This window comes from Tunturiibacter psychrotolerans (assembly GCF_051013365.1).
Taxonomy (GTDB): Bacteria; Acidobacteriota; Terriglobia; order Terriglobales; family Acidobacteriaceae; genus Edaphobacter; species Edaphobacter psychrotolerans_A.
Window position 1 is genome coordinate 1,823,523 of sequence record NZ_CP132941.1, and the last position, 23,677, is coordinate 1,847,199.

Below are 23,677 nucleotides of genomic sequence, written 5' to 3' on the forward strand. Positions count from 1 at the left end.
GCTACAACAACAGTCAATGAGTTTGGAATCAGCGAGACGCGCGCCACAACCTCAATGGCCTGGAAAGACCAAGCGCTAATCTCGAGCCGGGCATTTACAATGCAGACAACTGCAGTCCTTTCCGGCTGTAGCTCCAGACTCTCGTGGTTTCCGCCAAGAAACTACCCACGGGGGTCTGGCCCCTGACTTCCCAACACCCTGCAATAAGACTTTTCAAAGCTAAATTCAAGCGCGGTGTCTTGAATATACGACAGGATCAGTCCTATATCAATAGGAATATCAGACTCAATAGTCCGAGCTGCGCGCTGTGTCTAGTCGTTTGAGGCAGAATCGGTGCGAATCGTCTAAGGGCATGAACCTGTTCGGAACTCAATCGGGGCTAACCGGCCTCCCAAGGAGATCAATGGCATCGCAGCTTTCCAGCTTGCTGGATAGGCGCTCCCTATTGAGCCACGGCCCAGAGTTACTCTGTACGCAGCGCTTCCATCGGATCTATACGCGTTGCTCGTCGTGCCGGAAGGTAGCACGCGGATAGAGCGACTGCCATCATAAGCGCAGTCACCCCGATGAACGTCCATGGATCATAGGACCGAACGCCATAGAGCAGCGACGAGTCAGAGATTGCTTGACTTAGAACCAGCGCACCTAACAACCCACAGCCGATACCGATCAACGCAAGCCTGCTGCCACGCCTTAGCACCCACCTGAGCACCTTTCCACGGTTCGCGCCCAACGCCATCCGTATCCCTATGTCGCGGGCGCGTTGTCCCACGATATAAGAGATCACGCCATACATTCCAATGCTTGCTAGCACTAGTGCGGTGCAGGCAAACACGGCCAGCAGGATCATGCCAAACCTCCGAGACGAGAGCGTCTGCGAGACGACGTCCTCCATCGCCTCGGGGTTATAGACCACTTGCTCGTGATTCATCTCAGTTACCGAGCTCTCAATACTCTTGAAACTCGGAATACCTCCAGACTTTGAACGAGCAAGCGCGTCCATGCCAAAGGCAACCAAGCTCAACTGTTGCTCCGGCAACTGCATAAGAGATTGATAAGTCTCAGCGCGCAGCGGATTCACCGCGTCGTTATCAAGCCCCCATTGGTTCACATGTCCGACAACACCTATGACAGTCGCTGCATCGTCAAACTGGTCCAGATGGATACGCTTGCCAATCGGGTCAGCGTCGCCGAAGAACTTCTTCGCAAATACTTCATCGATCACAATCACTCTCGGCGCGCGGTCATCATCCGTCTCGGACAGGAATCGTCCCTTGAGCAGTGGAATCCCCATGACCCGCAGATAATCTGCTCCGACCAGGTAGCGTATCGACGATCGCATAGCATTTTGATTCGCGGGCTTTGGTTCTCCCTCAAGCCAGAATGATTGCTCGTCGTCTGACATCATTGGAAGAGCGGCCCATGAAAAGCTGACCGCTTCAATATCGGGAGTCATCGCGATCTTTCGTTGCGCCTCACGTAGATAGGCTCTGATCGCATCCGGTCCTGCGCCACTCATCGCCGGAGGCGCTTCCAGGCCAAACGTCAGGACACCTCTCGAGTGAAACCCCGGATCAACATTCGATAGCTTGACCATGCTTCGAATCATCAACCCCGCGCCGATCAACAAGACCAGCGCCAAAGCCGTTTGAACGACGACTAACGAATCCTGCGTGCGGTTTTTCGCTCTGCCGATGCTACGGCCTCCCGATCTCAGGGTGCTCTGGACATCTCGCTTGAACATGTTCAGTGCGGGAGCAAAGCCGAACAAGATTCCCGACGCAAGTGAGATGAGGGCGGTGAAGCAAAGTACTAACCAGTCGATATGAATCCCTGTCGCTCGCGGCAGATTCTCCGGCAGCATATTGACAATGATGCGCGTTCCCAACGCAGCTAACGTTAGCCCCAATACGCCACCGAGCACAGACAAAGTCAGACTTTCAGTCAACAACTGCCGCAGCAAACGAGCTCGGCTTGCCCCCAAAGCCGACCGCACCGCAAACTCCTGCGCGCGAGCATTCGCCCTTGCCAATAGCAAATTCGCAACGTTGACACAAGCGATCAGAAGTACGAAGCCGACAGCACCCATCAGGACCAACAGAAGTGGACGGACATCGCGCACCAGCGATTCCTTGAACGGCACAAGCTTGGCGCGTATTCCTTGATCCTCTGACGGGAACGTCGTCTCAAGATTCCGAGAGACTCTCTCCATATCGGCCTGCGCTTGCTGGAGCGTCACTCCTGTCCGGAGTCGGGCGATACCGTGAATCCCCAACCCCGCGCTGCGATCATTGAGAGCGGGATTTTGAAATTGACCAATTGGCACATAAATATCGCTCGCGCGAAAGTTGCTGATCGCAAGATTGAAGGTCGCAGGCAGCACGCCGACGACAGTGTAGTCCCGTCCATCGAGCGTGAGAGCCTTGCCGATTACATCAGGTCGCTCTCCGAATTTCCGCTTCCAGAACCCGGAGCTGATCATCGCTACGGGCGCCTGTCCAATCTCATCCTCATGGGAGGCGAATAACCGCCCCGCTACAGGCTTCACCCCAAGAAGAGGAAAAAAATCCGAAGAGACGAGTTCTCCGCGCACCTCTTCCGAAGCACCCGTGCCAGTCAGAATGTATCCTGTGCCTCGCGAGACGGCGAGCGCCGCCAGCGCCTTGTTATCCCGCTGCCAATCGCGAAAATTTAGATAGGAGATTGAGCCTTCATTGAAGTTCTGCTTAGCCGCATGAACTGTTATTAGCTCCTCCGCACGAGGATACGGAAGTGGGTTCAGAAGAACCGCATTGAGGACAGAAAACAGAGCGGTATTGGCTCCGATGCCGAGCCCTAGTGTGAGCACCGCCACAACAGTAAATCCTCGACTCTTCAGCAGCATTCGAAGGCCGAACCGAACGTCCTGACACAACGTCTCCAAGCCAGGAAGCCCCTGTCGCTCGCGATAAGCCTCTCTGGTTTGTTCCAGGCCACCGAGATGAATCAACGCTTGTCGTCGCGCCTCAGCTTCGGACATCCCCGAACGGACGTTATCCGCAATATGCATCTGGAGATGACCTTCAAGCTCTTCGTCCAACTCTATACTTTCTCGTTTGTTGCCGAAAGTGCCGCAGATCCGAATCCAAAGCGCTCGCAATCTTCGCATCAAGCCTCCTGCCTGGGAGCGAGAAAGCGCGGGAGGATCGCATTCGTCTGCTCCCAATCCTGAGTTTCTCTCTCCACCTGCTTTTTGCCGGCGCGACTCAGCTTGTAAAACTTTGCCCGTCGGTTATTCTCCGATACGCCCCATTCAGAGACGATGGTTCCCTCCTGCTCCAACTTCAGCAATGCAGGATAAAGAGTCCCATAGTTCAACGACAGAAGACCGCGACTCGTTTGTTCTATACGCCGGGCAATACCATAGCCGTGAAGCGACCCCATTGACTCCAGAGTCTTGAGTACCATCAAGGCCAATGTGCCCTGCCAAATGTCCGTCTTACCGCCCACGCCGCTCTCCTATTGCCATCCAATACATACTTGCATATGCACGTATGGGATAACAATAGGTATTTTGGTTATTTTGGTTTGCATTGGTGGTCGATATTGGTGACTTTCATGGATAATGTCTGATAAATGCTGGAGTGCATCAGTTCATTCCCGGAAAAATACCGTCCGAGAGCGGACATCATGGAGGTACGGGACACCTCAGAAAACTCACTCGCTACCCCGATCAATTTGATCCAAGCTCATAACCAAGTTGTAGGTTCGATTCGGGTAATTATTCAATTATTGATTTTGCAATGATACCCGCCGTTTTATCGCCTAGGTCTTTCTGGTGAACGACGCTTTCCCGGGTCAATGAAAGTCACAATTCCTGAATCAGGATATTTGACGGGGCCGGTTATGATCGCGGAGCCCTTGTCATCTGTCCATTAACCAGATAATTCTTGGCGCCGTCCTTGGCATCCCCTCCTGTGCGCCTGAGGGTTCGGAAGGAATACTCATCGAAGTTCGTGCCGCGCCGTCTGCGCTGATGCGAAAACGCCACTGATTATTCCTATAAGGATTAGCCCCGCCTGCGTTGTCCCATGGCTCACGTTGCGTCGAGGCATCGCCGCCAAACTGGCCGCGGTCACCGTTATTTTCCACCATCTGATCTATATTGAGCTCCGATGCCAAGTGGTAGCCGACGCTCCCTGGTCGGCGCTCTGCTGTACTCCGCCATTGCCGCCGATCAGACCGTGATTGCAATTGTTGCCCCATTCGGCTGATTGGTTGGATTGATACGGGAACGGCGTGATGGAAGCCGTTGGTCCCATCATAGCCGTTCGGATGGTATCCGCCGTTTGGACCGTAATGGTTCGAGCGATGAGTGCCCAAATCCTGAGCCAACCATTGAGAAACCGCCGCTTCTCCGGCTGAAGCAGGCGGCCCGTGAAGAATCTTCTAGAATAAAAGGTTTACGCATCCTGCGTTGAAAATAACGCATTTTGCGTATTATTTCGTGAGTCTTACGCTTCAAAACGCATCCGGTCCTTCCTCTAATCGTAGAGTGACTGCTAGACCTCAGTATTTCTAAGCTTCAACAGGTACTTCTCCGATTCAAACAACAAATTTTGAACCCGTCCCCAACCAACGTCTCGATCTCGTTTCCCAGCAACTCCAAACAGGAAGCAGCGAAGGACTCGTCCCTCAAATTCTCAATCCGGAAAGTCGCTATCGTATAATTAACAGTAGTTTGGAAAACTTCGAACGAACTGATTGAAGCGTTGGTATCGAAATGATTTGTAGATACACCATTGAAAACGCTGGTAGTTTCAATCAATGAGATTCGCTTCAGGAGATAATCAAAATTTCGGAACGGCGAGCGACACCCGAGCTTATTGCAAAGAGAAAACGACTGGTAAACGTGGCTGCTGTCGCGCTTGGTATTACTACTCTATGTAATCTCTGGATTGTCAATCCTCTCATCTATCCAAACCATGACGTAATCTTCCACTGGAGCGGACCAGCTTCGGCGCTCTTCTCACCAGCAATCTTAGACTTCGTCGCGTTCTGGGCTCTTCTTATTGCGTTCCTGCACATAACTCAGCGCCCGGAACGCTTACGTGTCGCGTTCCGGCTTGGCATTGTCGTGTGCTTGCCGTGGATACTGCTCAAAGAACTGGCATTTAGCTCCGGCTCTGTTCTTTCCCGTCAGGTGAGTCATACGCTTCTCTCAGTCTCGTTGCTCATATTCCTGTTCGGTATGATCTTTTGGCGCTACTCGTTAGAACCCACCATCCTGCGTCTCCAAAAAATAGTTGCATCGATTCTTGGCTTTGTTGCAGTGGTCGGAGTATTAATTTTGTGCCAGCTTGTCTGGTTCGCATGGCAGGCGCGCTCGATAAACGCTAACCCGGCACTTCATTCTTCGGCTTCTACGCTCGGCACGCCTCCATCCAAACCGCGAATAATTTGGATAGTCTTCGACGAACTCTCCTTGCAACAGGTCTACTTAGAGCGTTTACCGGGGCTGAGACTTCCGGCTTTCGATCAACTTGCTTCTGAGTCATCCGTGTTTACCGATGTTGTTCCTGCCGGCATACGAACAGAAAAGGTATTGCCGGCGTTGATCACAGGTATGCCCATTGATGAAGTTCGGTCCTCCAGCCACGGACAAGCATCGATCCACATTGCGTCGACAGAAAAATGGCTCCAATTCGATCAACATGTCACGATATTTCAAGACGCTTTGGATGCCGGTTACAAAACTGGCGTTGCAGGTTGGTACATTCCATACTGTCGCATCCTGCCCGCGGTTCTAGATGTGTGTTCTTGGCGGTTCGACGCTCCTGCGCAAACGGGAAATATGGTGCCAAACGGTTCGATTGTTTGGAATATGCTTCAACCTTATCTATCTGCCTTTCCCGTCATCGATCGTTTCGTCTCTGAGCGGTATGGCGCTCCGAACTTTGGCGATCGTATCGCTCAACTACAAATATCCGGCTACCAGATACTTACAGCCGACGCGGATCGTCTGATCAATGATCGCTCGATTGACTTCATTCTTCTTCATATGCCCATTCCTCACCCCCCCGGAATGTACGATCGGAAAAGGCGAGAATTTGTGACGCACGGGGCGAGCTACCTCGACAATCTCGCACTTGCAGACGAATATTTGGCCCATTTGCGGACTCTGCTTGAGACAAACCACCAATGGGACTCCTCTACCGTATTGATCATGGGTGATCATTCTTGGCGCACGAAACTTATATGGTCTTCATCCCCCGCCTGGACTCGAGAAGACGAGACAGCGAGCCATGGAGGTCAATTTGATGACCGCCCTGCCTACATCCTAAAGCTACCTAATCAACATGAAGGCCGTCGAATTTCCAATCCTTTTCCTGCGCTAGCTACTCGTCAACTATTGGACGCTCTCATCGATAAGAAAATCAACTCTCCGTCAGAGCTTTGTTCATGGGTCTTAAAGCCAAAATCCTGACAGAGGATCGTGTTACGAGTAGTCAGAGACGGTCGCGGACGCAGGCTACCCCCGCATCTGATTACGGTAGAACGTAGCCCAGGAGACTGTCAGTCTTCTGACCTTCGCACTTCGGATCGTTGCTGACGAAGTGATCGTGCGCTGAGCTACAGCGGTATAGCGCAACCAAGTTCAGTCCGGAGACTTGTTGCGAATATCCATAACCGTTCTTACCAAGGACACGTTGATTCTCACAATTGAGGTCCAGGGACACAAAGTAGTCAGTTTGCCCGCCTTTACACGCATAGAAAGGCTGGTCCGCCCCGTGGGATGGACTTGCATAGAGGTGACCGAGAAGCCCCTCCAGCTGAAAACCTGCATCGGGGCTCACCGGTCCTGTCGTGACTTCATGCACACTCTTATTGAAATATCGATTGAGCGATAAGAGTTCGTTGTCACCCGGCACCCACTGCAGAGGTGTGAGTATCCAGTGGTTGATTTGCGCCGATCTTCCTGCATCAGCGGGACTCGCATCCCAATACGGCAATGGATACGACACCGATGTGTACATTTGGATCGTGGGGTAAGACCCAACATTGAGATTGCCAAAGCCGTCGCGTACAAAACCTGCAATGAAATTGGATTCGTACAAGGTCGCATTTGTGTCAAAGGTTGCGAGTTGTTGCCAAGGGGTAGATCCGCTTAGCAGTGCGCTTTGCGAAATCTTATACAGTTCGATTCCATACTGCCCATACTCTGGTATGTTCCCTGTGGTCGATGGCGGACGAAGCGGTCGATTGAAAACTGCGTACCACTCAAATGTTTTGGAATCATACGCCATGTCGCCCCATCCTGCTCCAGGATTATCAGGGTCCAACCCATTTGACGTTATTGTCCCTTGAATTCGAAAATGCACCCCATCGGTTGAAGTTGCGGCAACATGCTGCGGAGTCGGGAAGTCATCCTCGTAGAACATTGAGATCCCCGATTTCTTGTCCGAATTGTAAAGTGCCGGCTGACCCACGCCGTACCCGTTTAGGCTTGTCGGCGCTATTATCGGTTGGGGATATTTCTTCCACGCAATTCCATCATTGGAGAAAGCCACCCCTATACTGTTATTCACTCCCTGCGACGATGAAGTTGCAACGTAATACATTGCATAGCTGTAGCTCTGCCCGTCGCCAAGAGGATTTTCGAAAGAGCCTCCGATAACCTTCGGATTACATAGGTAAAAGGAATCCCACGCACCTGGAGTCTCTGCCAGAACTAAGACCGGGCCATAGACCACTTTTGTGGACAAATTGATGGATTCGTAAAAAATGGCATCCGTGTCCTGAGATGTGTTGTTTGGGTTCTTTCCTTGGCCGCACCACCAAATCTGGCGCACGCTACCGGTCTGAATCACTGAGGGCGAGTAATTGTACCTTCCAATGTTTCCCACCGAGCCATCCGGAAGCGACTGCGAACACCCCAATGCAGCAATGAGTATCCCTAACGCGATGAGAACAACCGGGCCCTTAACCACTCCGCTTTTCCAAATGTTCATCCTAGAATCTTTCCTACTGCCTTTAGCAACTCGATCTTTGTCTGCACGGTCCGTCTTTCAGATGAAAGACGTCTCTGACCTCGCGTCTTTCCATCCACAAAATGATACCGGGAGAACTCGCCAATGCCTTTCCACTACCTTTGCTCACGGACTGCAACCAAACACTTCCATTGCACTTGCCATACGAAGATTTCAATCGTGCCAGTTGTCTGATCAGGTTAATAGCAAAAGTGTCGACGGGACCCAGCATTCATGAACTTCATCCTTTTGTGCTCCGCTATGACCGTTTCGCTGCACTGGCCGTTCACCTCAACTGAGTGTAATTTGAGAGTATGTGATCGATTTTTCAACGTTATTCCTTAAAGATCAATCGGCGCCTCAAGAAAAAGGTTCACGATTCAAAGAGTGAATCAGCAACGCGGTTCTCTGCTTAAGATAGAATTTACTCCGTGATCGGTCGAACTTTACGCTTCTAGTAGGATCTCCTATTCTCAACTCGTACATCAGCCGCACGAAACCCGATTCCGCCAAAAAGAAGCACCCGAATGCCGATTTTCTTACCCCAGGTCCGCGAAACTTCCGATGCCATCCGCTCTTATGAATAGTCTGTGGCAGCGCGGACACCGTATTTCAAAACTTCTGACAACGTTCTTCTTGGGCCAGGGAGTTCTGCAAGGAATAAATATCTTGGCGGGGCTTTACCTCGTTCGCTCGATGAGTACCGAAGCATATGCCCAATTTGGTTTGGCGGCCGGATTTCAGCAAACAGTCGGGCTGCTAATGGACCTTGGCTTTACTAGCACAATCATTCCTCTGGTGGGCGACCAGGGGGACAACAAAATGCTCGTGGGAAAATACGTGCGCGCAGCTAAACATCTGCGCGATCGCACGTTCTGGATACTCTCTCCCATTGCGATGATCGCTTTTTTCGCAATCATGCGCCGGCAGAGATGGTCGTTGGTGACTGAAGTTCTCCTAATGGGGTCAGTGCTTCTGTCTGTGTATTCGGGCGGCAAAGTATCCTACTACTCCGCACCGCTCTTTCTTTATGGCCGCCTCAAAGACTTCTATGTCCCACAGACCCTTTCTGCTACTGGCCGTCTCTTCGCGTTTTGGATATTTCGCTCCGTTGGTGCTCTAAACGGCTGGGTTGCGGCGATCCTTACCGCTATTAACAGCACTATCAATGGCGAAATTCTCCAGAAAGTGGCACATAAGCATCTGGAGTGGCCAGAACAAGATGATCCAAAAATCGATCGAGAAGTAATTCGATATGTGCTGCCAGCGATTCCCGCGTTGATCTTTGCTGCATTCCAACTACAGAGTTCGGTATTTCTAATCGGCATATTCGGCCAAAGCACTAGCATTGCCCAAATATCGGCGCTTGGAAGATTGAGCCAAATATTTAGCATTTTTACAATCTTCAATACAGTAGTAGTAGAGCCAGCAATGGCAAAACTACCCGAGGCGAAGGTACTTTCTCGTTACTTCATACTGATTCTGCTTGCCGTACTATTCTGCTCCCCCATCGTGTTACTTGCTTTTACAAAACCCGGTCTGGTTCTATGGCTGCTAGGTTCTAAATATGAGGGTCTGCGAGATGTCGTTGGGTGGGCGATGTTGACCGGCTCAGTCAATTATCTTGCCATGCTGATCTGGATAGTGAATCGGTCAAGAAAATGGGTATTCTGGAGCGGAACAATCCTTGAAATAGTGCTGATACTCTCGGCGCAGGTGCTATTTATCGTGGCTCATGGAGTGCGTACTACAGAAGACGCAGTATTTTTCTCCCTGCTTTCGGCATTTGGGCCCTTGCTCACACAGATCTGTGTCATGATTTACGGACTCTCTGGAGGGCGGGCCCGGTCCACCGTATCGATCTCTTAAAAAATGCCCTATGACCCGTCCCGTTGTGCGGCTTCTCGATAACCGAGCGTGCTGTGCAGTGAGAGAACCCTTTGCATTAGCGGATTAGGAACACGAATCTGAGTCCAGAGATCAGCGGCATCTGTGAGCCGTGCGAGTAACCACGACTGCTGCAAGAATGTGCGGAATCGTAATCTAGAAGTTGAGACAGGCTTCGGTCGATGCTCCGGCCATATTTTCCCTAACAAATAAGCGCTTGCGCCTAGTCCAACCATGCGGCGACATGCTTGGCGAAAGGTTGTCGGATGAAAATGCTCGGCGACAGCATCACGCAGAAATGACATAGTGAGTCTATTGTTCATCGAGAGACGATATCCCAGCTCAATATCTTCCATGGCAGCCTTGCGAAACCGCTCATCAAACGGATGAAGACGAAGTTGATCGGTCTTCAGTGACAAGTTGCTCGTGTAAAAATGCTCCCAGGTCGGTGGAAGCCCACCCAAGAGATCCCCGTATGCGAACTGCGCACCATCCCGATCAAGCCACCGCATGAAAGGGGTAACGATCTGTCCTTGCTCGCTCCAGCGAGTCAAGCCAACAGCAACTGCCTCCATCTCGCAATGCAAACGATGGTGTTCATAGTGTTGAAACACAAGGTTAGGGGATGCGAGAATATCGTCTCCAAGGAGAAGACATGTCGTAGAATCGAGGTTTTTTATCGCTTGATTGCGCGCGCGAGCCGGACCACTGTTGGACTGCCTGAGATACTGGAAGGCAAACGGAGCGCGAGTCCGATACTCGTTCATCACATGAGGTGTCGAATCCGTCGACCCGTCGTCAACAACGATGACCTCGAAGTTCTTAAATGTCTGTGCTTCAAGTCGTTCGAGGCAGGTCTGCAGTATATCGACGCGATTGTATGTTGGAATAACTATCCCAATTGGATAGGTATTGGTCCCCGTAACGTGCTCCCGAGGCGTTTCCCGAGTTGCCATATGTAGACGGTCTTACGCTCCTCGAATTGCTCAATTATACGTTGGAGCAACCGAAGTTATCCAGATTTCAATCATCGCATTTCAGGTTTGGGGAAAGCGATGCCGCGACGCATCGCACACGAGAGTGACAGCTGTTCCGGTCTGTCGTCAAAACGCAATCTCATTCTTGCGTAGAAATATTTCGTTTAGCAGACCACGAGCGTTGGGGACCGATTACTCAACGCCATATGATTGTTGCGCTACAGCAGAATTCTTTGATCGCCACCCTGGAAGACGCTGCCCCGAAAGCGCCGTCTATAACCAGCATCAAAGTCTGTACGAAACATCATTACCACTCGTCGTATCGTATATCCGATAAGGACTCAGGTTTCGCTTCAGAGACAGCGGCAGAAACCGCTCATTGAGCCCAAAACCAAACTGCAGCGATAACAGGGGAAACGTCACTAATGTGAGTGAATGACCGCTGTTGCGTTCCGTCCCCAAAAATTGTCATTGGTTCGTCCCGCCAGAGCTGATTCATGAAGATCCCGACGACGTTGCGGTAAAGATCACCGATATTCTGCCGCTCTCCGTATACGTAAATATCTTTCTGAGCTATATTTTTTCGAAGTACCTAGCATCCAGAGACACTGGTGATAATTCCGCTCTCGATCGTAAACACACATGACCCCGCGATCTTCTTTCCGGTAAAACCATTGGCTGGCCTCACGGAATTGATCGTGAGATCCCCGCTGCGACTCAACGACATCGGATTATCCCATCGCTGGCCATTGAAAGTTCGCCAATGAAACGCGCTGCCCGTCACACTGGCGAATGGGTTGTAGAAGTCTGCGCCACCCGTTCCATCCGCATTCCAGCCCAAAAAATTTCCGTACGCCGGCAACACTCCAGACGTGGAGGGCTGAGAGCCGTTACTATTGCCGGTTGAGCCCACAAGTCCCGTGTCGGTCGCCGTGCCGGCTGAAAGGCTTTGAATAACTTCATGCTTACGGATTTGGTAATCGGGAGAGTACTGGGAATAATGAGGGATATCAACATACGTGATTGTCCCGGCCGACTGAATGAATGCGGGAAAAGTCACTCCTGAACGAGCGGTCGGATTCCAGTAAGGCCCGATCATCAGGACTCCATTGACGCCAACAGCAGCCCAATTTAAAAAGCTTTTGATTGGGCCGACGTTTACGATCTGTACGCCGGGGTCGATGTATACCCCACCTTCAAACCCCACAACGTTTACCAGGACATCGGTTCCAGTCGAACCGACAACAAACTGTGTGCCATTGCTGATGTGCAGGTCCCAATTGAATCCCACCGTGGCGGTAGAGGGCCCATCAAAAAACCTCCCCCCATACTGCTCAAGATGTCCAGAGACGAGTCTCATGGTGGCATTTGCGAAATAGAAGGCACCACCGGTATACACACCGGCCGTCGCTGTCCCGTTGTAATCGAACGAGCAACCGATAAAGTGATATTCGCTAGAGGCCGTATTCAAAGAATAGAAACCGTAGACGTGGTTGTTCAAAACCTCCCATCCGTAGAAACTCATATTCTCCGAACCATACAGTCCCACATCGCTAAAGCCATAACGGTTAGCAGTGGATGAGCCGCCGAACCACACATCTTGATAAACATTCGTGCCTTTTTCATATCCGCTGCCAAAACCGCTTATGGCAACGTTTTCAAAACTGTCGAGATAGTCTTCAGCGCCTTTTGGCGCGACGATCGACCCAATAGGACCACCGAGATAGATCCCAACGGTGCCACTATCAAGTCCCGGACCTGCTAGCCGAAGATTTCGAATACCGCCAGTCGCGTATGGATGTGAATCTGCATCCAGGCTCCCCGTCACGATTGCTGGCGTATTTCCGTCGGTAATTTCTGAAGTAATCAGAGCGTTATTGCCTTCAATCCACACACAGCGTGGCTTCAAAACCTGTGTTCTCAAGCGATATGAACCTGACGGAAGCGCTACCGATCCGCAACTGGAACGTACGGTGTCTATGGCATTGTTAAGCTTCACACCTATGTCAGAACCGGGGAATGTCAAGACGTTCACGGCGCCATTTGGACCGCTCTCATGCGCAATTAGAACTTTGTCGGCACCGGTTTGTGCATCCGATGCATTTCCGCATATAGCCAGCAGAACGAGACCCTTGATCAGCTTTTCAACCAATTGATCCTCCCGAACTGGATTTCCCCAACACAAGACTTATTTAAAAGAGTTTTTCATTGAGCCAACATAGTCCCAACAAATCCTCTGTTCACAATATTCCGCCATCAGGTCAATGCCGACCGCAAAGTCTGCAAAGCGTACCGTTTGTCGCGAAGATTCATAAAATGTTTGAAAGAGCGTTTCAACAGGCGGAGACGATGCACAAGAGAGCCTCCACCCCAGCCCGTCTTACGCACAAACATCCATTCCGCGTTCAAAACATTTTCGTAACGCTGGGTCGACACGTTCGATTCCAAGTCTGAAACGGAAAGGGCATGCTCAAGCTGTGAATCCAGGACGAATACGTGTCCGCCAGCCTTCTGAAGGCTATGGAAGACCATGTGATCCAGATAGTCAAGCCAGAACTCCTCTGGAAATCCTCCAATCGCCGTCAGAGCCTGGACCCGGATACAGGCGGCCGAGTTGAACGCAATCAGAGGCTCTTCCGCCACACCAGAAAACCCCTTCGTCAACCTGCGATAAAACACACTGCCCGCAATTTGAGGGGAAAGTACCAGTTGATCGCATGTCAACTGGGGTACGAAAGCACAGCAACTCTCAGATCTCGATTGCTGAATATTCGTAAATAGCTGTGTCAGGAACTGGTGAGAAACTCGTGTATCTTGATCCAACAATAAGAGCCAGGGAATTTTGCGCTCCTTAGCGCGATCCAAGGCACGGTTATAAGCATAAGCCAGACCCGGATTCCCAGGGCTGTGATGATATTCTAGGCCGATGGGTAAACCCGTCTGGGGACGCTCAAGGCCGGACTCCTCGATCGAAGGAGAGTTGTCCTGAACCATGATCGCAATTTGATTGCCGATTGCCGGATCCGATCCGCAGATACGGAGAAGGTCAGATAGACTTTGAGATTGGTTAGGACGCTGCTTATAAAGAACAACGACACATTGAATAAGGAATTGAGCCATACTATCAATAGAAGAATACTCCAGCCATCGGCTCCTGCCGAACCTGGCCCCTCCAGGATGCGAGCTGAACCGGGAGCCCTTTGCAGCAACTCTCAACACCTTCCCAAGGAATCCCGTAATTACCATGCATCTGAGTTATGTTTCAAAAGCAGTCTAGACCGCATGTGCCCCGACCTGAACAGCATCAGTAGATAATGACGAAGATATCAATCAACTTACTGCGATGGAGCACGCCTTGGGAAGAGGTCCAACAATGCATTACCGCTGTCCTCAACTCCAGCCTCCAATCGTTCGAGCTCTTTTATACAGAGAACTTCCATCCGTCAGCTCCTTCGTTGATCGACAAAGTAAAGCAGGAGTTCGGTCAAGACGCTAGACTTCGGACTTTTCGGAACGAAAGTAATCTTGGTTACGCAGGTGCCCATAACCAGTTTTTTGCAGAAACCGATAGCGAGTTGCTCATGGTCCTGAACCCCGACGCGGTTATCGATCGACTCTTTCTGGAAAATATCATTACTCCGTTTTCAAACTCCAAAGTCGGGGCGGTGACGGGCAAAATGTTGAAGCCTCGCCTACCTGGAAACGGAGAGGCTGTATTGGACGGCACCGGTATTGAGATTTACCGTTCACGTCGCGCTCGTGAACGTGGTCAGCTCGAAACCGATCACGGACAATACGATCACAATCGTGTAGTTTTTGGAGTCTCTGGAACAGCTGCTGTCTACCGTAAAACCGCCCTTGAGGCTATTAAAATCGGAGATATGGAGTACTTCGATCCCGACTTCTTTGCTTATTGGGAGGATTTCGATCTATCTTGGCGGCTCCGTCTCTGTGGATTCGAATGTGTATATGTTCCCCAAGCTGTCGTGGAACACGTCAGGGCTGTGGGCGTTAGTCCCGGAGGCCTCTATAACTTTGGGACTTTTGTAAAACATCATAAGTCTTTTCCGCTTTGGGTAAGAGAGTGGAGCTGGCGAAACCACCTGTTTGCGATCATCAAAAATGATTTCGGATGGTGTCTTTATCGAGATCTCCCACAAATAGTGATCAGAGAGATCGCGATGCTCCTATTTATTGCTGTCTTCACCCCAGACACCCTTCTGGCTGTTCCGAAAGCAATCAAACTCCTCTCGCGAATGCTCGAGAAGCGGGCTCTGATCCAATCCTCTCGAACGATTGATTCATCCGACATTTGCGAATTTTTCAAGTAGAAAAGGGTTGATCATGATCCTAATTGAACCTCGCCAGGGAAGAGCGAGACAGAAATCGACACAATGATCGAGACCAGCCTTGAAGCCCCGTCGCTGCAACGCGAAAAGAAGCTATTCTTTTTCGTTACGATTCTTTGCGTCGCCATTCCGGGTTTTGCCGCTCTTAAAGCTCTATGTATTCTCTGCCTATGGGCCTACACGACCTCTGTCGGTTCTGTGCGCGCGAGCTCAATCTTCTGGTTCTTGTCTGTCATACTCAATGTCGCGTTTTGCTGCGAAGTAGCATTCCTCCATGATGTCCCTCCGGTAGACACTGGCAATCAACTCAGCAGGGTTGTCCTCTTCTTCCTCTGTCTAGGGATAGGCGCTTCGATGGCAGATTCTCGAGTGTTCGATCGCAAAACGACCGATAGACTCATTTTGTGGTTGGCGTTCCTCTCCGCCATCTTGAAGGCCTTGATTTTGGGTGCCATCCTCAGCGGAAGAATAACGCTAGAAGCTGCTCAAAAGGGTCTGGGGTTCGAAACCGTCACCGACGACATAGGTTTTGGCTTGCAGAGACTACAGTTCCCTTCTGACATCGCGCTTATTTTCTTCGTCGCATGTTATTTCGGAGGGCGGAGAAAGATCATAGATCTCTTATTCCTGCTCAGCGTCACCGTGAGTGTCTTTTTGAGTTTCTCTCGTTACCTGTTTGCGGCTTATGCGCTCTGCCTGGTTATCCGTTTCGTCAGAGTAAGAAAACTCGATACCGTATCAGTCGCGGCGCTCTCTTCCATACTCATTGTTGGAGCAATATTCAGCGTGTCCCTTTCTAGCCGGTTCTCAGCTCGCGGAACCCAAGACTCCGACAGTACTCGAACAGAACAGATCGCATCCTTGACGGATGTGATAGTGCAATATCCGCTCTTGGGTACAGGAATGGGCTCAAGCGTCAACGGATATAAGCGGAGCGGCACGATACCTTTTTCATATGAAGTTCAGTGGTATGCCCTGACCATGCAATTTGGGTCTCTCGGACTTGCATGGTTTCTCGTGAACCTAATTGCCCCGCTGTCAATCTGCTGCAAATCGCCAGGAAAAACTGGCGTTTTTCTCGTCGTCTTCTCGCTCTGGCTTCTTGCCGGGTTTACCAACCCGCTCATCATCTCTCTTGGCAGCGCGTTTGGCTTGAGTATACTCATGCTCTCGCTTACCAACGAAATCGGCGTTTCGTCGCCGCACCCTACCTTTAAAACTCAAGACCTCACACATTAGATCGCGGCCAGGGCTACAAGTTAGTTTAGGAAACACGTCGAAATTGTGATCGCAGATCGTCTAACTTCATCGCTCGTTGAGGGCTTCGTTCTGCTCGACGAATCGCGTCTTGCGCAAAAGCAACCGCTGAAGCAAAAGCGAAACCGAAAACCGCAAATCCAACCGTGATCAGTGTCCGCTTTGGACTCGACTTCTTGTCCGGGGTCACGGCTTTATCGACCACCTGAATGATCGGCGCGGATTTGGCCTCATCAATGCGTGCCGCTTCATATTGACGCGAGAGCAGATCGAAAAGCGTCTCATGATATTTCAATTCTCTGAACCTGCGGACATATTCGAGGCTATCCGAAGGCACTCGTCCCGCCGGCACGGTGATGTCTCCCTGCTGGGTTTGACTACGCGGGTCGTCTTCCAGTCTTACCAACTGCGCCCGCATCGTAGCGATTTCTTGACTTAAGCGAGTCACATCTGGATTCTGATCGGTTGCGTAAGTGCGAAGAGATTCCAATTCGACTTCGCGATTGGAAATCTGAGCGCGAAGTTGAGCGATCGACTGGATCAGCATTTGAGCTTGCCCCGTAAGCTGAATAAGACCCGTTTTCTGTTGAGTCGCTCTGAGATCCTCTTCCGCCTGCGCAAGCTCTTTCCTCTCACCATTTAATTGCTGGTCAAAAAACACCCGCCGTTGAGCGGCTTCGCTGATGGCAAGATTTGAATTCATGTCATACAGTTCATGCACATACGCATTGGCGAGATCTCTTGCCCGGTTCGGGTCTCTATCTGTAACCGAGATCTGGATCAAACCATCTTTTCCACTTTCGATGTCCGTTCGCGACTTCAGCATAGCGCGACTGTCTTCTGATGTCTTTCGCTTGTAAACGCTCTGAAGGTCATACTTCGCGATGATATTGTCTGCAATCGTCCGACTTTGAAGTATGCCTATATACAAATCGGCCGGTGTCTTGAGCCCTAAGGCCGCCGCGCCGCCGCCGCCCAGGGAGGCTAGTGAACCTAATTGGTTGAGTAGCGCTGACGACGATGTTTGCTGCTGTGGTGGCATAATCACAGCTTTGGCAGTAAACTTCGGCCGGAGTAAAAACGACAATATCGAACCTAGCAGGAAAGCTATCAAAGTGACCACAACGATCATTCGACGCTTTCGCGCCAACACTACCAAGATGTCCAGGAGGTCTAGAGGGCCGTCGCTCAATGGCGACGACGTTTGGCTGATCATGTCTTCCGCTTGTTTTTTAGTATTCATCTACAAAATTATCGTAACGCATCGACTTCGTGCATGCGCCTTTGGCTTGTGTCATTGCGGAACGCCGAACAGTGCACCCATTTAGTCATACTGAAGCATGTGCGGCGCCGGTTCGGTCAGCGTTCCATCCTTACGCTCGTACCACATGAACAGTTTGTGATCCCCATTCACGCGCACTGCAACAATGATCCCGCTTCCAAACGCTCCCGTCCCATCCGTCTTCGAAATATCGACATGATGCGAATGAATCGGTTCGCCGACTGGGCTCGCCGTCGTCCAATCTTCGGTAAACCGCTGCAGCGGATAGTCCTTATGCCGCTCCGGATGCTGCTGCCAGTCCGGATCGTTTGTATAAATCGCGAATGCCTTGCCGTAGTCCTTCGCTTCAAGAGCACTAAAGAAGTTGCTAACCTTGTGCTCAGCCGGAAGATTCGAAAAGAACCACCCGTGACCCAGCAGATAGCCGCCCACGCCTAACACTACCGTCAGCGCAACAAGAACGCCGAAAGCGATCAATAAATTGCGGTTCCGCGTTTCGCGGCGGCTATCAAACTCCGGTGCATTCAGCAGCGTCATTGCTTCTCATCCTCACAGATCTAAATCGGCCAACATAGTCAATCAACATACTAAACACCAGCTCATGCTCCGGCCTTGGCCAACCACCAATAACCGATCGTCACCGCTTCCCAATCCATGTTTGCATCAAACGCAGATGATGCTGCATATGTGCGATGTAGTCCTCAATCAGAAATCCCAGCGTCAGAGAATCGCCCGCCACTGCTCCAACATTTCCCAATCGTCCTCTTTCAATACGCCCAATCGTCCACGCCACATGCTCATTCAGCGCAAACCAAAGCGCCAGCACCTGCGCCCATTCGCGTTCTGCATAATGCTGCAGATCCACCCATGCCATCTGCTCGTACCCAGGCAAACTCTGCCCAGGCTCAATCTGCAGCCGAACAATCCGTCCCAGATTGTTGACCGCTGAATCGATAAGATGCCCAATCACCTGCTTCGCGCTCCACTTCCCCTCGCGCTCCGGCACGCTGGCCTCAGCTTCAGAGATCGTGACCAGCCACGGCATCGCACCGCGCAGTACCTCCGACAGGCGATTGCTCAACTCTGTCGAATCCAGCAGCGCAACATCCGATGCTTGCGCGTACATCACCATCCAAACGCTCCTCGATAAAGCGTGAACTCAACTCTAGATGGCAGCAAGTATACCGACACCACATCGAACCTGACCGGAACCTCCGCCCTCAACTTCTCCGGGAACCCCCTCAGGTACGCGCGCGCCATCCGCCGCAACATATCTTGTTTATCCCGGTCCACAGCCGACTCCGCCGGAATCGCGTCTCTTCCACTCCGCGTCTTCACCTCGACAAAGCACAACGTCGGCCCATCCCAACCGACCAGGTCGATATCACCCCACAGCTTCGCACTCTTCCACCGTCGCGCCACGACGGTATACCCCAGCTTCCGCAAATGAAAGAGCGCCTCCCGTTCCCCTAGCTCACCCGTAGCGAGGTGCGCCGGCCCGCTCTTTCCGCCAGCCCGCTGCACCGCCAGCGAGTTCATCCCTCGCATCACTCGCGTCTGAAGATCAATCCACATCGCAGCTATCATTCGTACTCTCGTATATCATTCATCCACCATCTCCTGAGTAGAATACGTGGCAGCGGCGCAGCTGTCTTCAGAACGCTACCGAGTAACTCTCAGACCGGGCCCCCTAAAAAATCAGAGGTGATCACGCTCATGCCAACCGCATCGAGAGTATTGCTCCTAGTCCTCGGAGTCTTCCTGGCTTCGACAATATCTTCGGCCGGACCTCAAGCAGCCGCTCAAACCAAGTCCGCAGCGTCAGCCAAAGACAGCCAACAATCGACGTCCCCAACCGAAGCCTCCGCCGACGCAGACACTCAGGAGACACCAGACGACGAGCTCGACACCGCTGCCGTCACTCTCGACGTCTCGCATAGTTCCCCGCTGATTCAAAAGCTCTACCAAGCCACCCGCGAGACCAAAGAGCAACCCATCCTCGACCGACTCTCCGAAGCCAAAAGACTAATTGCGGACGGTGCTGACGTAAAAGCAACCGACCAATACGGCCGCACCGCGCTTCACTGGACCATCTTCGGCTCCAGCTACAACACCAAGCCGAAGATCATCGTCTCCTACGAGGAGGTCGCGGACCAACTCATTCAGCACGGCGTCGAGATCAATCACGAAGACATCTACAACGACACCGCCCTCGACTACCTCCTCTACTCCCCCAACTTCGAGATCCAGACCCTCCTGATCGAAAACGGAGCGACCAGTGGATTCCTCACAGCATTCTTCCACTTGTTTAATCAGGAAAACGGAGATATGCCCCACACCATCGCGGCCAGCGTCGCACAATCAAGAAAAGCCGACCTTGCCCCCGGTCAAACCCTGAGCGTCCGCCTCAACGGTCCCGTCTATAGCGAACACTCACGCACAGGCGACCCCGTCGAAGCCACCGTCACCTATCCCCTCTGCAAGAGCGGCGAAAACATCAGCTGTCCAAAAGACGAGCTCGTCATTGCACCCGGCACCAAGGTCCAGGCCACCGTTCTCTTCGCCCAAAAAGCTCCAGACAAATACTCCCGTCCTCGCCTCGTGCTCGACTTCTCCAACATCATCCACGCCGACGGCACACGCTCGCCGCTCTACGCCCGAGTCATTGACGTCGACAACGCCCGCGAAACCGTCCGCAACAACGAAATCCTCGGCATCGTCCAGCCACACGCCACCACCAAAGCCTCCATGGCCCTCGCCGGCCTGGGCATGGTCAATCCCATCGCGGGATACACCATCAAAGGCGTCTCCGCGGTCTACGGTCTCTCTATCCGACGCGAGATTCTCTTTCCCGCAGGAACCGACCTCCAGATCCAGGTCGTCCGTCCCTCCATGTTGAAGACGCGAGATGCCTGGTCTGGCTGGCCGCTCATGCCGGTCGATCCCCCACTGAAAACGCTCGTCACAGCAGCCCCTCTGCGTGTCTACACCAAAGACAACAAGCCTTCCGACCTGACGAATCTCATGTTCATCGGCTCTCAGCAGGAACTCATCGCCGCCTTTCAGGAAGCCGGCTGGTTCGAAGCAGACTCTCTCAGCATGGGCTCGGCCGCAAAATCGATTCAGGCAACCATACGCGGGGCCGGCTACACCAACGCCCCTGTTTCTCTTCTGATGATCAACGGCAAACCACCCGACCTCGTCTTCCAGAAATCTCTCGACACCTTCGCCAAGCGACATCACATCCGCATCTGGAAAGAGCCCGGAACCTATCAGGGCCGCGACGTTTGGATTGGAGCCGCCACACACGACATCGCAATCTCAACCGAAAAAGCGAAAACAAAGTGGTCGCACCGAATCGACCCCCACATCGACCGCGAACGCGAATGGATTGAAACCGATCTCCTCTTCAAAGGCACTGCAACTTCCTACGCCCTGGTCGACCGTCCCCATGTTCCGAAGAAAACCACAAACGCAACCGGCGATGAACTCCTCACCGATGGGCAGTTGTCTGTCTTAGTGATCGGCAATACGAAACCAAACATCCTCAACACGCAATCCCCCGTTCTGCAAACTCGCAAGTAGCGAATATCTCTATCGCACGAAGCCTGTAGCATGGAACCATCGGCGTGATCCTCAAAGCATCTCGTGGATGCGCCGTCTCAACTACGCGCAAGGTTCCTGACAAAGGCAAACGGATGAACGTAATTCTCTTCGGCGCAACCGGCATGGTCGGCCAGGCCGCTCTGCGCGAATGCCTCCTTGATCCCGAGGTCAATCTCGTCCTCTCCATCGTGCGCAATCCAACCGGCCAGCACAACGCCAAGCTACGAGAGCTCGTTCACAGCGATCTCTTCGACTACTCCGCCATCCAAACCGATCTCACCGGCTTCGAAGCCTGCTTCTTCTGCATCGGCGTCACCTCCGCCGGCATGTCCGAGACCCAATACACCCGCGTCACCCACGACCTCACCCTCGCCGCCGCGACCACACTCGCAAAGCTCAACCCGTCCATGACGTTCATCTACGTCTCCGGATCCGGAACCGACAGCACCCAGCGCGGCCGCACCATGTGGGCTCGCGTCAAAGGCAAAACAGAAAACGATATCCTCAAACTCCCCTTCAAAGCGGCCTATATGTTCCGGCCGGGATTCATACAGCCACTTCACGGAATCGTCTCAAAAACGACGTCGTATCGAATCTTTTACTCGGCCATAAAACCATTCCTTCCTCTCATGAGGAAGATCTCTCCCACCCAGATCGGCACCACAGAGCAGATCGGCCGCGCAATGCTCCTCGTCGTCAAACACGGCTTCCCCCGTCCCGTCCTTGAATCCAAAGACATTAACACTCTCCGGTCACCCTCAGAAAAATAATCGGCGATCGAACGACAACCACACGACCGTACGAACTGTAAAAATCGACTGACCCAATGTTTCGAAGCGCGAAGACTATCGGTTGATCGGACTGATGGGTGATTGTGGCACTGGCCGTCAATAAGCCAAGATTCATCACGTCGGCGCAATCGGCTCCTCACACCGTATTCCCGTGAGGCCACCCGCATGAACATCTACAATTGGAAGACGTAGCTGATATGCATGGTTTGCGAAATCCGGGCCCTTTTCTCTTGACCATCCTACTGTGCACACCGCTCAGTACCCATGCACACGCGCAAACGCTTTCCCTTCCATCCCCCTCCAACCCAATCACGTCGCCGCCACCCCTCATCCAAATCGCCGCATTAGAGCCCGCCGGCATAGAACTCCCAGACGCACCAGGGCTGCAATCACCCAGCCCACAGTCTTCCAGCTTCATGCCGCCCGACCAGCAAACAGCCGGCACCATCAGCGGCACGGTACTCGACGCCAGCGGAGCCCAGGTCGAAGGGGCTCTGGTCTCCATCCAATTCCTGGACTCACGGCCCCAGCGCACGCTCAGAACAGACGCAACCGGCTCCTTCAACTTCACTGCGGTCAACGCCGGCACCTTCAAGTTAGAAGTCATATCACCCGGCTTTGCCAGTTGGGTCTCCTCTGCCCTTGTACTCCTGAAAGGCCAGCAGTACGAGTTGCCGACCGTTACCCTGCAAGTCTCCTCCGCCACTACGAACGTCGACGTAAACTTCACGCGGCACGACATCGCAGAGGAGCAGGTATCGCTCCAGGAGAAGCAGCGCGTGCTCGGCATCATTCCCAACTTCTACGTCTCCTATACCTGGGATGCGGTCCCTCTCAGCTCCGGGCAGAAGTTCCGCTTGGCATTGCGAGATGCATACGATCCCGTCTCCCTCGCCATCCCCGCCATCATCGCGGGCATCGAGCAATCGCAAAACAGCTTCAGCGGCTACGGCCAGGGCGCATCCGGCTACTTCAAACGTTACGCAGCCTCCTACGGCGACGGCTTCATCGGCAGCATGATCGGCAACGCGATCCTTCCTTCAATCCTTCATCAAGACCCGCGCTACTTCTACAAAGGCACCGGGACCATCCGCTCCCGCGCGCTCTACGCCATGTCGACCGCGTTCATCTGCAAAGGTGACAACGGCCATTGGCAACCGAACTACTCGTTCATCCTCGGCAACTTCGCCTCAGCCGGCATTTCCAACCTCTACTACCCCTCCACCGATCGCAACGGAGCAGGGCTGACGATTTCAAACGCCCTGATCGACACAGCCTCAGGCGCAGCCTCCTCTCTCCTCCAGGAATTCCTCATCAAAAAAATCTCCCGTGGCATCCCGCACGACCCTAAGCCGTAAAGCAGCCCAGAACTGTCGAGCTTTGAGTCGCCAAACTCTCAAAAGATTCATGACTCAACCTGACTTCCTCTCAAAAAGTCAACCCATTGCTTCCGGGCCCGGACCCTGCGATACTTAACCGTGCCCACCCTGCACAAATTTCAAATACATATAAAGAGGTC

At 52.4% G+C, this 23,677-nt stretch carries 19 protein-coding genes; 7 read left to right on the top strand and 12 right to left on the bottom strand.

Annotated elements, in window-relative coordinates; all coding sequences use genetic code 11:
* Nucleotides 1–463 precede the first annotated feature (463 nt).
* The 3 genes from RBB76_RS07650 to RBB76_RS07660 form a co-directional block, all read right to left on the bottom strand.
* Nucleotides 464–3,148 carry an ADOP family duplicated permease gene (locus RBB76_RS07650; RefSeq protein ID WP_429628013.1) on the bottom strand — a complete coding sequence of 895 codons (2,685 nt, stop codon included), beginning with the start codon at nt 3,146–3,148 and terminating at the stop codon, nt 464–466.
* Nucleotides 3,148–3,489 carry a PadR family transcriptional regulator gene (locus RBB76_RS07655; RefSeq protein ID WP_429628012.1) on the bottom strand — a complete coding sequence of 114 codons (342 nt, stop codon included), beginning with the start codon at nt 3,487–3,489 and terminating at the stop codon, nt 3,148–3,150. Before RBB76_RS07655 ends, RBB76_RS07650 begins: the two co-directional genes overlap by 1 nt.
* Nucleotides 3,490–3,883: 394 nt before the next feature.
* Nucleotides 3,884–4,030: a DUF2950 family protein gene (locus tag RBB76_RS07660; RefSeq protein WP_429628011.1), complete on the bottom strand. Its 147-nt coding sequence runs from the start codon at nt 4,028–4,030 to the stop codon at nt 3,884–3,886.
* A gap of 861 nt (nt 4,031–4,891) precedes the next feature.
* Between RBB76_RS07660 and RBB76_RS07665 the strand changes: the two genes are divergently transcribed.
* A complete protein-coding gene (locus RBB76_RS07665) occupies nt 4,892–6,466 on the top strand; it encodes a sulfatase-like hydrolase/transferase (protein ID WP_429628010.1) in 1,575 nt (524 codons plus the stop codon).
* A 61-nt stretch (nt 6,467–6,527) separates the two neighbouring features.
* Here RBB76_RS07665 and RBB76_RS07670 read toward each other — a convergent pair whose 3' ends face one another.
* Nucleotides 6,528–7,991 (bottom strand): hypothetical protein, encoded by a 1,464-nt coding sequence (locus RBB76_RS07670; protein ID WP_433963540.1) that lies wholly within the window; start codon nt 7,989–7,991, stop codon nt 6,528–6,530.
* A 582-nt stretch (nt 7,992–8,573) separates the two neighbouring features.
* Between RBB76_RS07670 and RBB76_RS07675 the strand changes: the two genes are divergently transcribed.
* Complete coding sequence (locus RBB76_RS07675) at nt 8,574–9,878, top strand: lipopolysaccharide biosynthesis protein (RefSeq protein ID WP_429628008.1); 1,305 nt, start codon at nt 8,574–8,576, stop codon at nt 9,876–9,878.
* Between the two features lie 8 nt (nt 9,879–9,886).
* On the opposite strand, the gene RBB76_RS07680 is transcribed toward RBB76_RS07675, so the two are convergent.
* From RBB76_RS07680 to RBB76_RS07695, 4 genes are all read right to left on the bottom strand, one after another.
* On the bottom strand, nt 9,887–10,852 hold the full coding sequence (locus tag RBB76_RS07680) for a glycosyltransferase family 2 protein (RefSeq protein ID WP_429628007.1): 966 nt from the start codon (nt 10,850–10,852) through the stop codon (nt 9,887–9,889).
* A 397-nt stretch (nt 10,853–11,249) separates the two neighbouring features.
* Nucleotides 11,250–11,450 (bottom strand): NAD-dependent epimerase/dehydratase family protein, encoded by a 201-nt coding sequence (locus RBB76_RS07685; RefSeq protein ID WP_433963563.1) that lies wholly within the window; start codon nt 11,448–11,450, stop codon nt 11,250–11,252.
* 15 nt (nt 11,451–11,465) lie between these two features.
* Nucleotides 11,466–12,782 carry a hypothetical protein gene (locus RBB76_RS07690; RefSeq protein ID WP_429628006.1) on the bottom strand — a complete coding sequence of 439 codons (1,317 nt, stop codon included), beginning with the start codon at nt 12,780–12,782 and terminating at the stop codon, nt 11,466–11,468.
* 347 nt (nt 12,783–13,129) lie between these two features.
* Nucleotides 13,130–13,993, bottom strand: coding sequence for a glycosyltransferase (locus RBB76_RS07695; RefSeq protein WP_429628005.1), 864 nt, complete (start codon nt 13,991–13,993; stop codon nt 13,130–13,132).
* A gap of 194 nt (nt 13,994–14,187) precedes the next feature.
* Between RBB76_RS07695 and RBB76_RS07700 the strand changes: the two genes are divergently transcribed.
* Both RBB76_RS07700 and RBB76_RS07705 read left to right on the top strand, forming a co-directional pair.
* Nucleotides 14,188–15,204, top strand: coding sequence for a glycosyltransferase (locus tag RBB76_RS07700; RefSeq protein WP_429628004.1), 1,017 nt, complete (start codon nt 14,188–14,190; stop codon nt 15,202–15,204).
* Between the two features lie 63 nt (nt 15,205–15,267).
* A complete protein-coding gene (locus tag RBB76_RS07705) occupies nt 15,268–16,461 on the top strand; it encodes an O-antigen ligase family protein (protein WP_429628003.1) in 1,194 nt (397 codons plus the stop codon).
* Between the two features lie 25 nt (nt 16,462–16,486).
* Here RBB76_RS07705 and RBB76_RS07710 read toward each other — a convergent pair whose 3' ends face one another.
* The 4 genes from RBB76_RS07710 to RBB76_RS07725 all read right to left on the bottom strand — a co-directional run bounded on the left by RBB76_RS07710 (nt 16,487) and on the right by RBB76_RS07725 (nt 19,348).
* Nucleotides 16,487–17,722, bottom strand: coding sequence for a GumC family protein (locus RBB76_RS07710; protein ID WP_429628002.1), 1,236 nt, complete (start codon nt 17,720–17,722; stop codon nt 16,487–16,489).
* Between the two features lie 81 nt (nt 17,723–17,803).
* Nucleotides 17,804–18,298, bottom strand: coding sequence for a hypothetical protein (locus RBB76_RS07715; protein ID WP_429628001.1), 495 nt, complete (start codon nt 18,296–18,298; stop codon nt 17,804–17,806).
* 100 nt (nt 18,299–18,398) lie between these two features.
* Nucleotides 18,399–18,893, bottom strand: coding sequence for a DinB family protein (locus tag RBB76_RS07720; protein WP_429628000.1), 495 nt, complete (start codon nt 18,891–18,893; stop codon nt 18,399–18,401).
* Nucleotides 18,887–19,348, bottom strand: a complete 462-nt coding sequence (locus RBB76_RS07725) for a YraN family protein (RefSeq protein ID WP_429627999.1) — start codon at nt 19,346–19,348, stop codon at nt 18,887–18,889. The genes RBB76_RS07720 and RBB76_RS07725 overlap by 7 nt, the downstream gene beginning before the upstream one ends.
* A gap of 129 nt (nt 19,349–19,477) precedes the next feature.
* Between RBB76_RS07725 and RBB76_RS07730 the strand changes: the two genes are divergently transcribed.
* The 3 genes from RBB76_RS07730 (at nt 19,478) to RBB76_RS07740 (ending at nt 23,516) form a co-directional block, all read left to right on the top strand.
* On the top strand, nt 19,478–21,346 hold the full coding sequence (locus RBB76_RS07730; protein ID WP_429627998.1) for an LssY C-terminal domain-containing protein: 1,869 nt from the start codon (nt 19,478–19,480) through the stop codon (nt 21,344–21,346).
* Nucleotides 21,347–21,459: 113 nt separating this feature from the next.
* Nucleotides 21,460–22,137, top strand: a complete 678-nt coding sequence (locus RBB76_RS07735) for an NmrA family NAD(P)-binding protein (protein WP_433963541.1) — start codon at nt 21,460–21,462, stop codon at nt 22,135–22,137.
* A gap of 218 nt (nt 22,138–22,355) precedes the next feature.
* The gene (locus RBB76_RS07740; protein WP_429627996.1) at nt 22,356–23,516 is read left to right on the top strand and encodes a carboxypeptidase-like regulatory domain-containing protein; all 1,161 of its coding nucleotides are present in this window, start codon (nt 22,356–22,358) and stop codon (nt 23,514–23,516) included.
* Nucleotides 23,517–23,677: the final 161 nt, after the last annotated feature.

What these genes read in the sequence shown, in the direction of transcription:
- RBB76_RS07715 (WP_429628001.1), bottom strand. Translation starts at nt 18,298, where the DNA reads ATGACGCTGCTGAATGCACCGGAGTTTGATAGCCGCCGCGAAACGCGG.
- RBB76_RS07740 (WP_429627996.1), top strand. Translation starts at nt 22,356, where the DNA reads ATGCATGGTTTGCGAAATCCGGGCCCTTTTCTCTTGACCATCCTACTG.
- RBB76_RS07675 (WP_429628008.1), top strand. Translation starts at nt 8,574, where the DNA reads ATGCCATCCGCTCTTATGAATAGTCTGTGGCAGCGCGGACACCGTATT.
- RBB76_RS07705 (WP_429628003.1), top strand. Translation starts at nt 15,268, where the DNA reads ATGATCGAGACCAGCCTTGAAGCCCCGTCGCTGCAACGCGAAAAGAAG.
- RBB76_RS07680 (WP_429628007.1), bottom strand. Translation starts at nt 10,852, where the DNA reads ATGGCAACTCGGGAAACGCCTCGGGAGCACGTTACGGGGACCAATACC.
- RBB76_RS07700 (WP_429628004.1), top strand. Translation starts at nt 14,188, where the DNA reads ATGACGAAGATATCAATCAACTTACTGCGATGGAGCACGCCTTGGGAA.
- RBB76_RS07735 (WP_433963541.1), top strand. Translation starts at nt 21,460, where the DNA reads ATGAACGTAATTCTCTTCGGCGCAACCGGCATGGTCGGCCAGGCCGCT.
- RBB76_RS07710 (WP_429628002.1), bottom strand. Translation starts at nt 17,722, where the DNA reads ATGAATACTAAAAAACAAGCGGAAGACATGATCAGCCAAACGTCGTCG.
- RBB76_RS07730 (WP_429627998.1), top strand. Translation starts at nt 19,478, where the DNA reads ATGCCAACCGCATCGAGAGTATTGCTCCTAGTCCTCGGAGTCTTCCTG.
- RBB76_RS07695 (WP_429628005.1), bottom strand. Translation starts at nt 13,993, where the DNA reads ATGGCTCAATTCCTTATTCAATGTGTCGTTGTTCTTTATAAGCAGCGT.
- RBB76_RS07720 (WP_429628000.1), bottom strand. Translation starts at nt 18,893, where the DNA reads ATGGTGATGTACGCGCAAGCATCGGATGTTGCGCTGCTGGATTCGACA.
- RBB76_RS07670 (WP_433963540.1), bottom strand. Translation starts at nt 7,991, where the DNA reads ATGAACATTTGGAAAAGCGGAGTGGTTAAGGGCCCGGTTGTTCTCATC.
- RBB76_RS07650 (WP_429628013.1), bottom strand. Translation starts at nt 3,148, where the DNA reads ATGCGAAGATTGCGAGCGCTTTGGATTCGGATCTGCGGCACTTTCGGC.
- RBB76_RS07725 (WP_429627999.1), bottom strand. Translation starts at nt 19,348, where the DNA reads ATGATAGCTGCGATGTGGATTGATCTTCAGACGCGAGTGATGCGAGGG.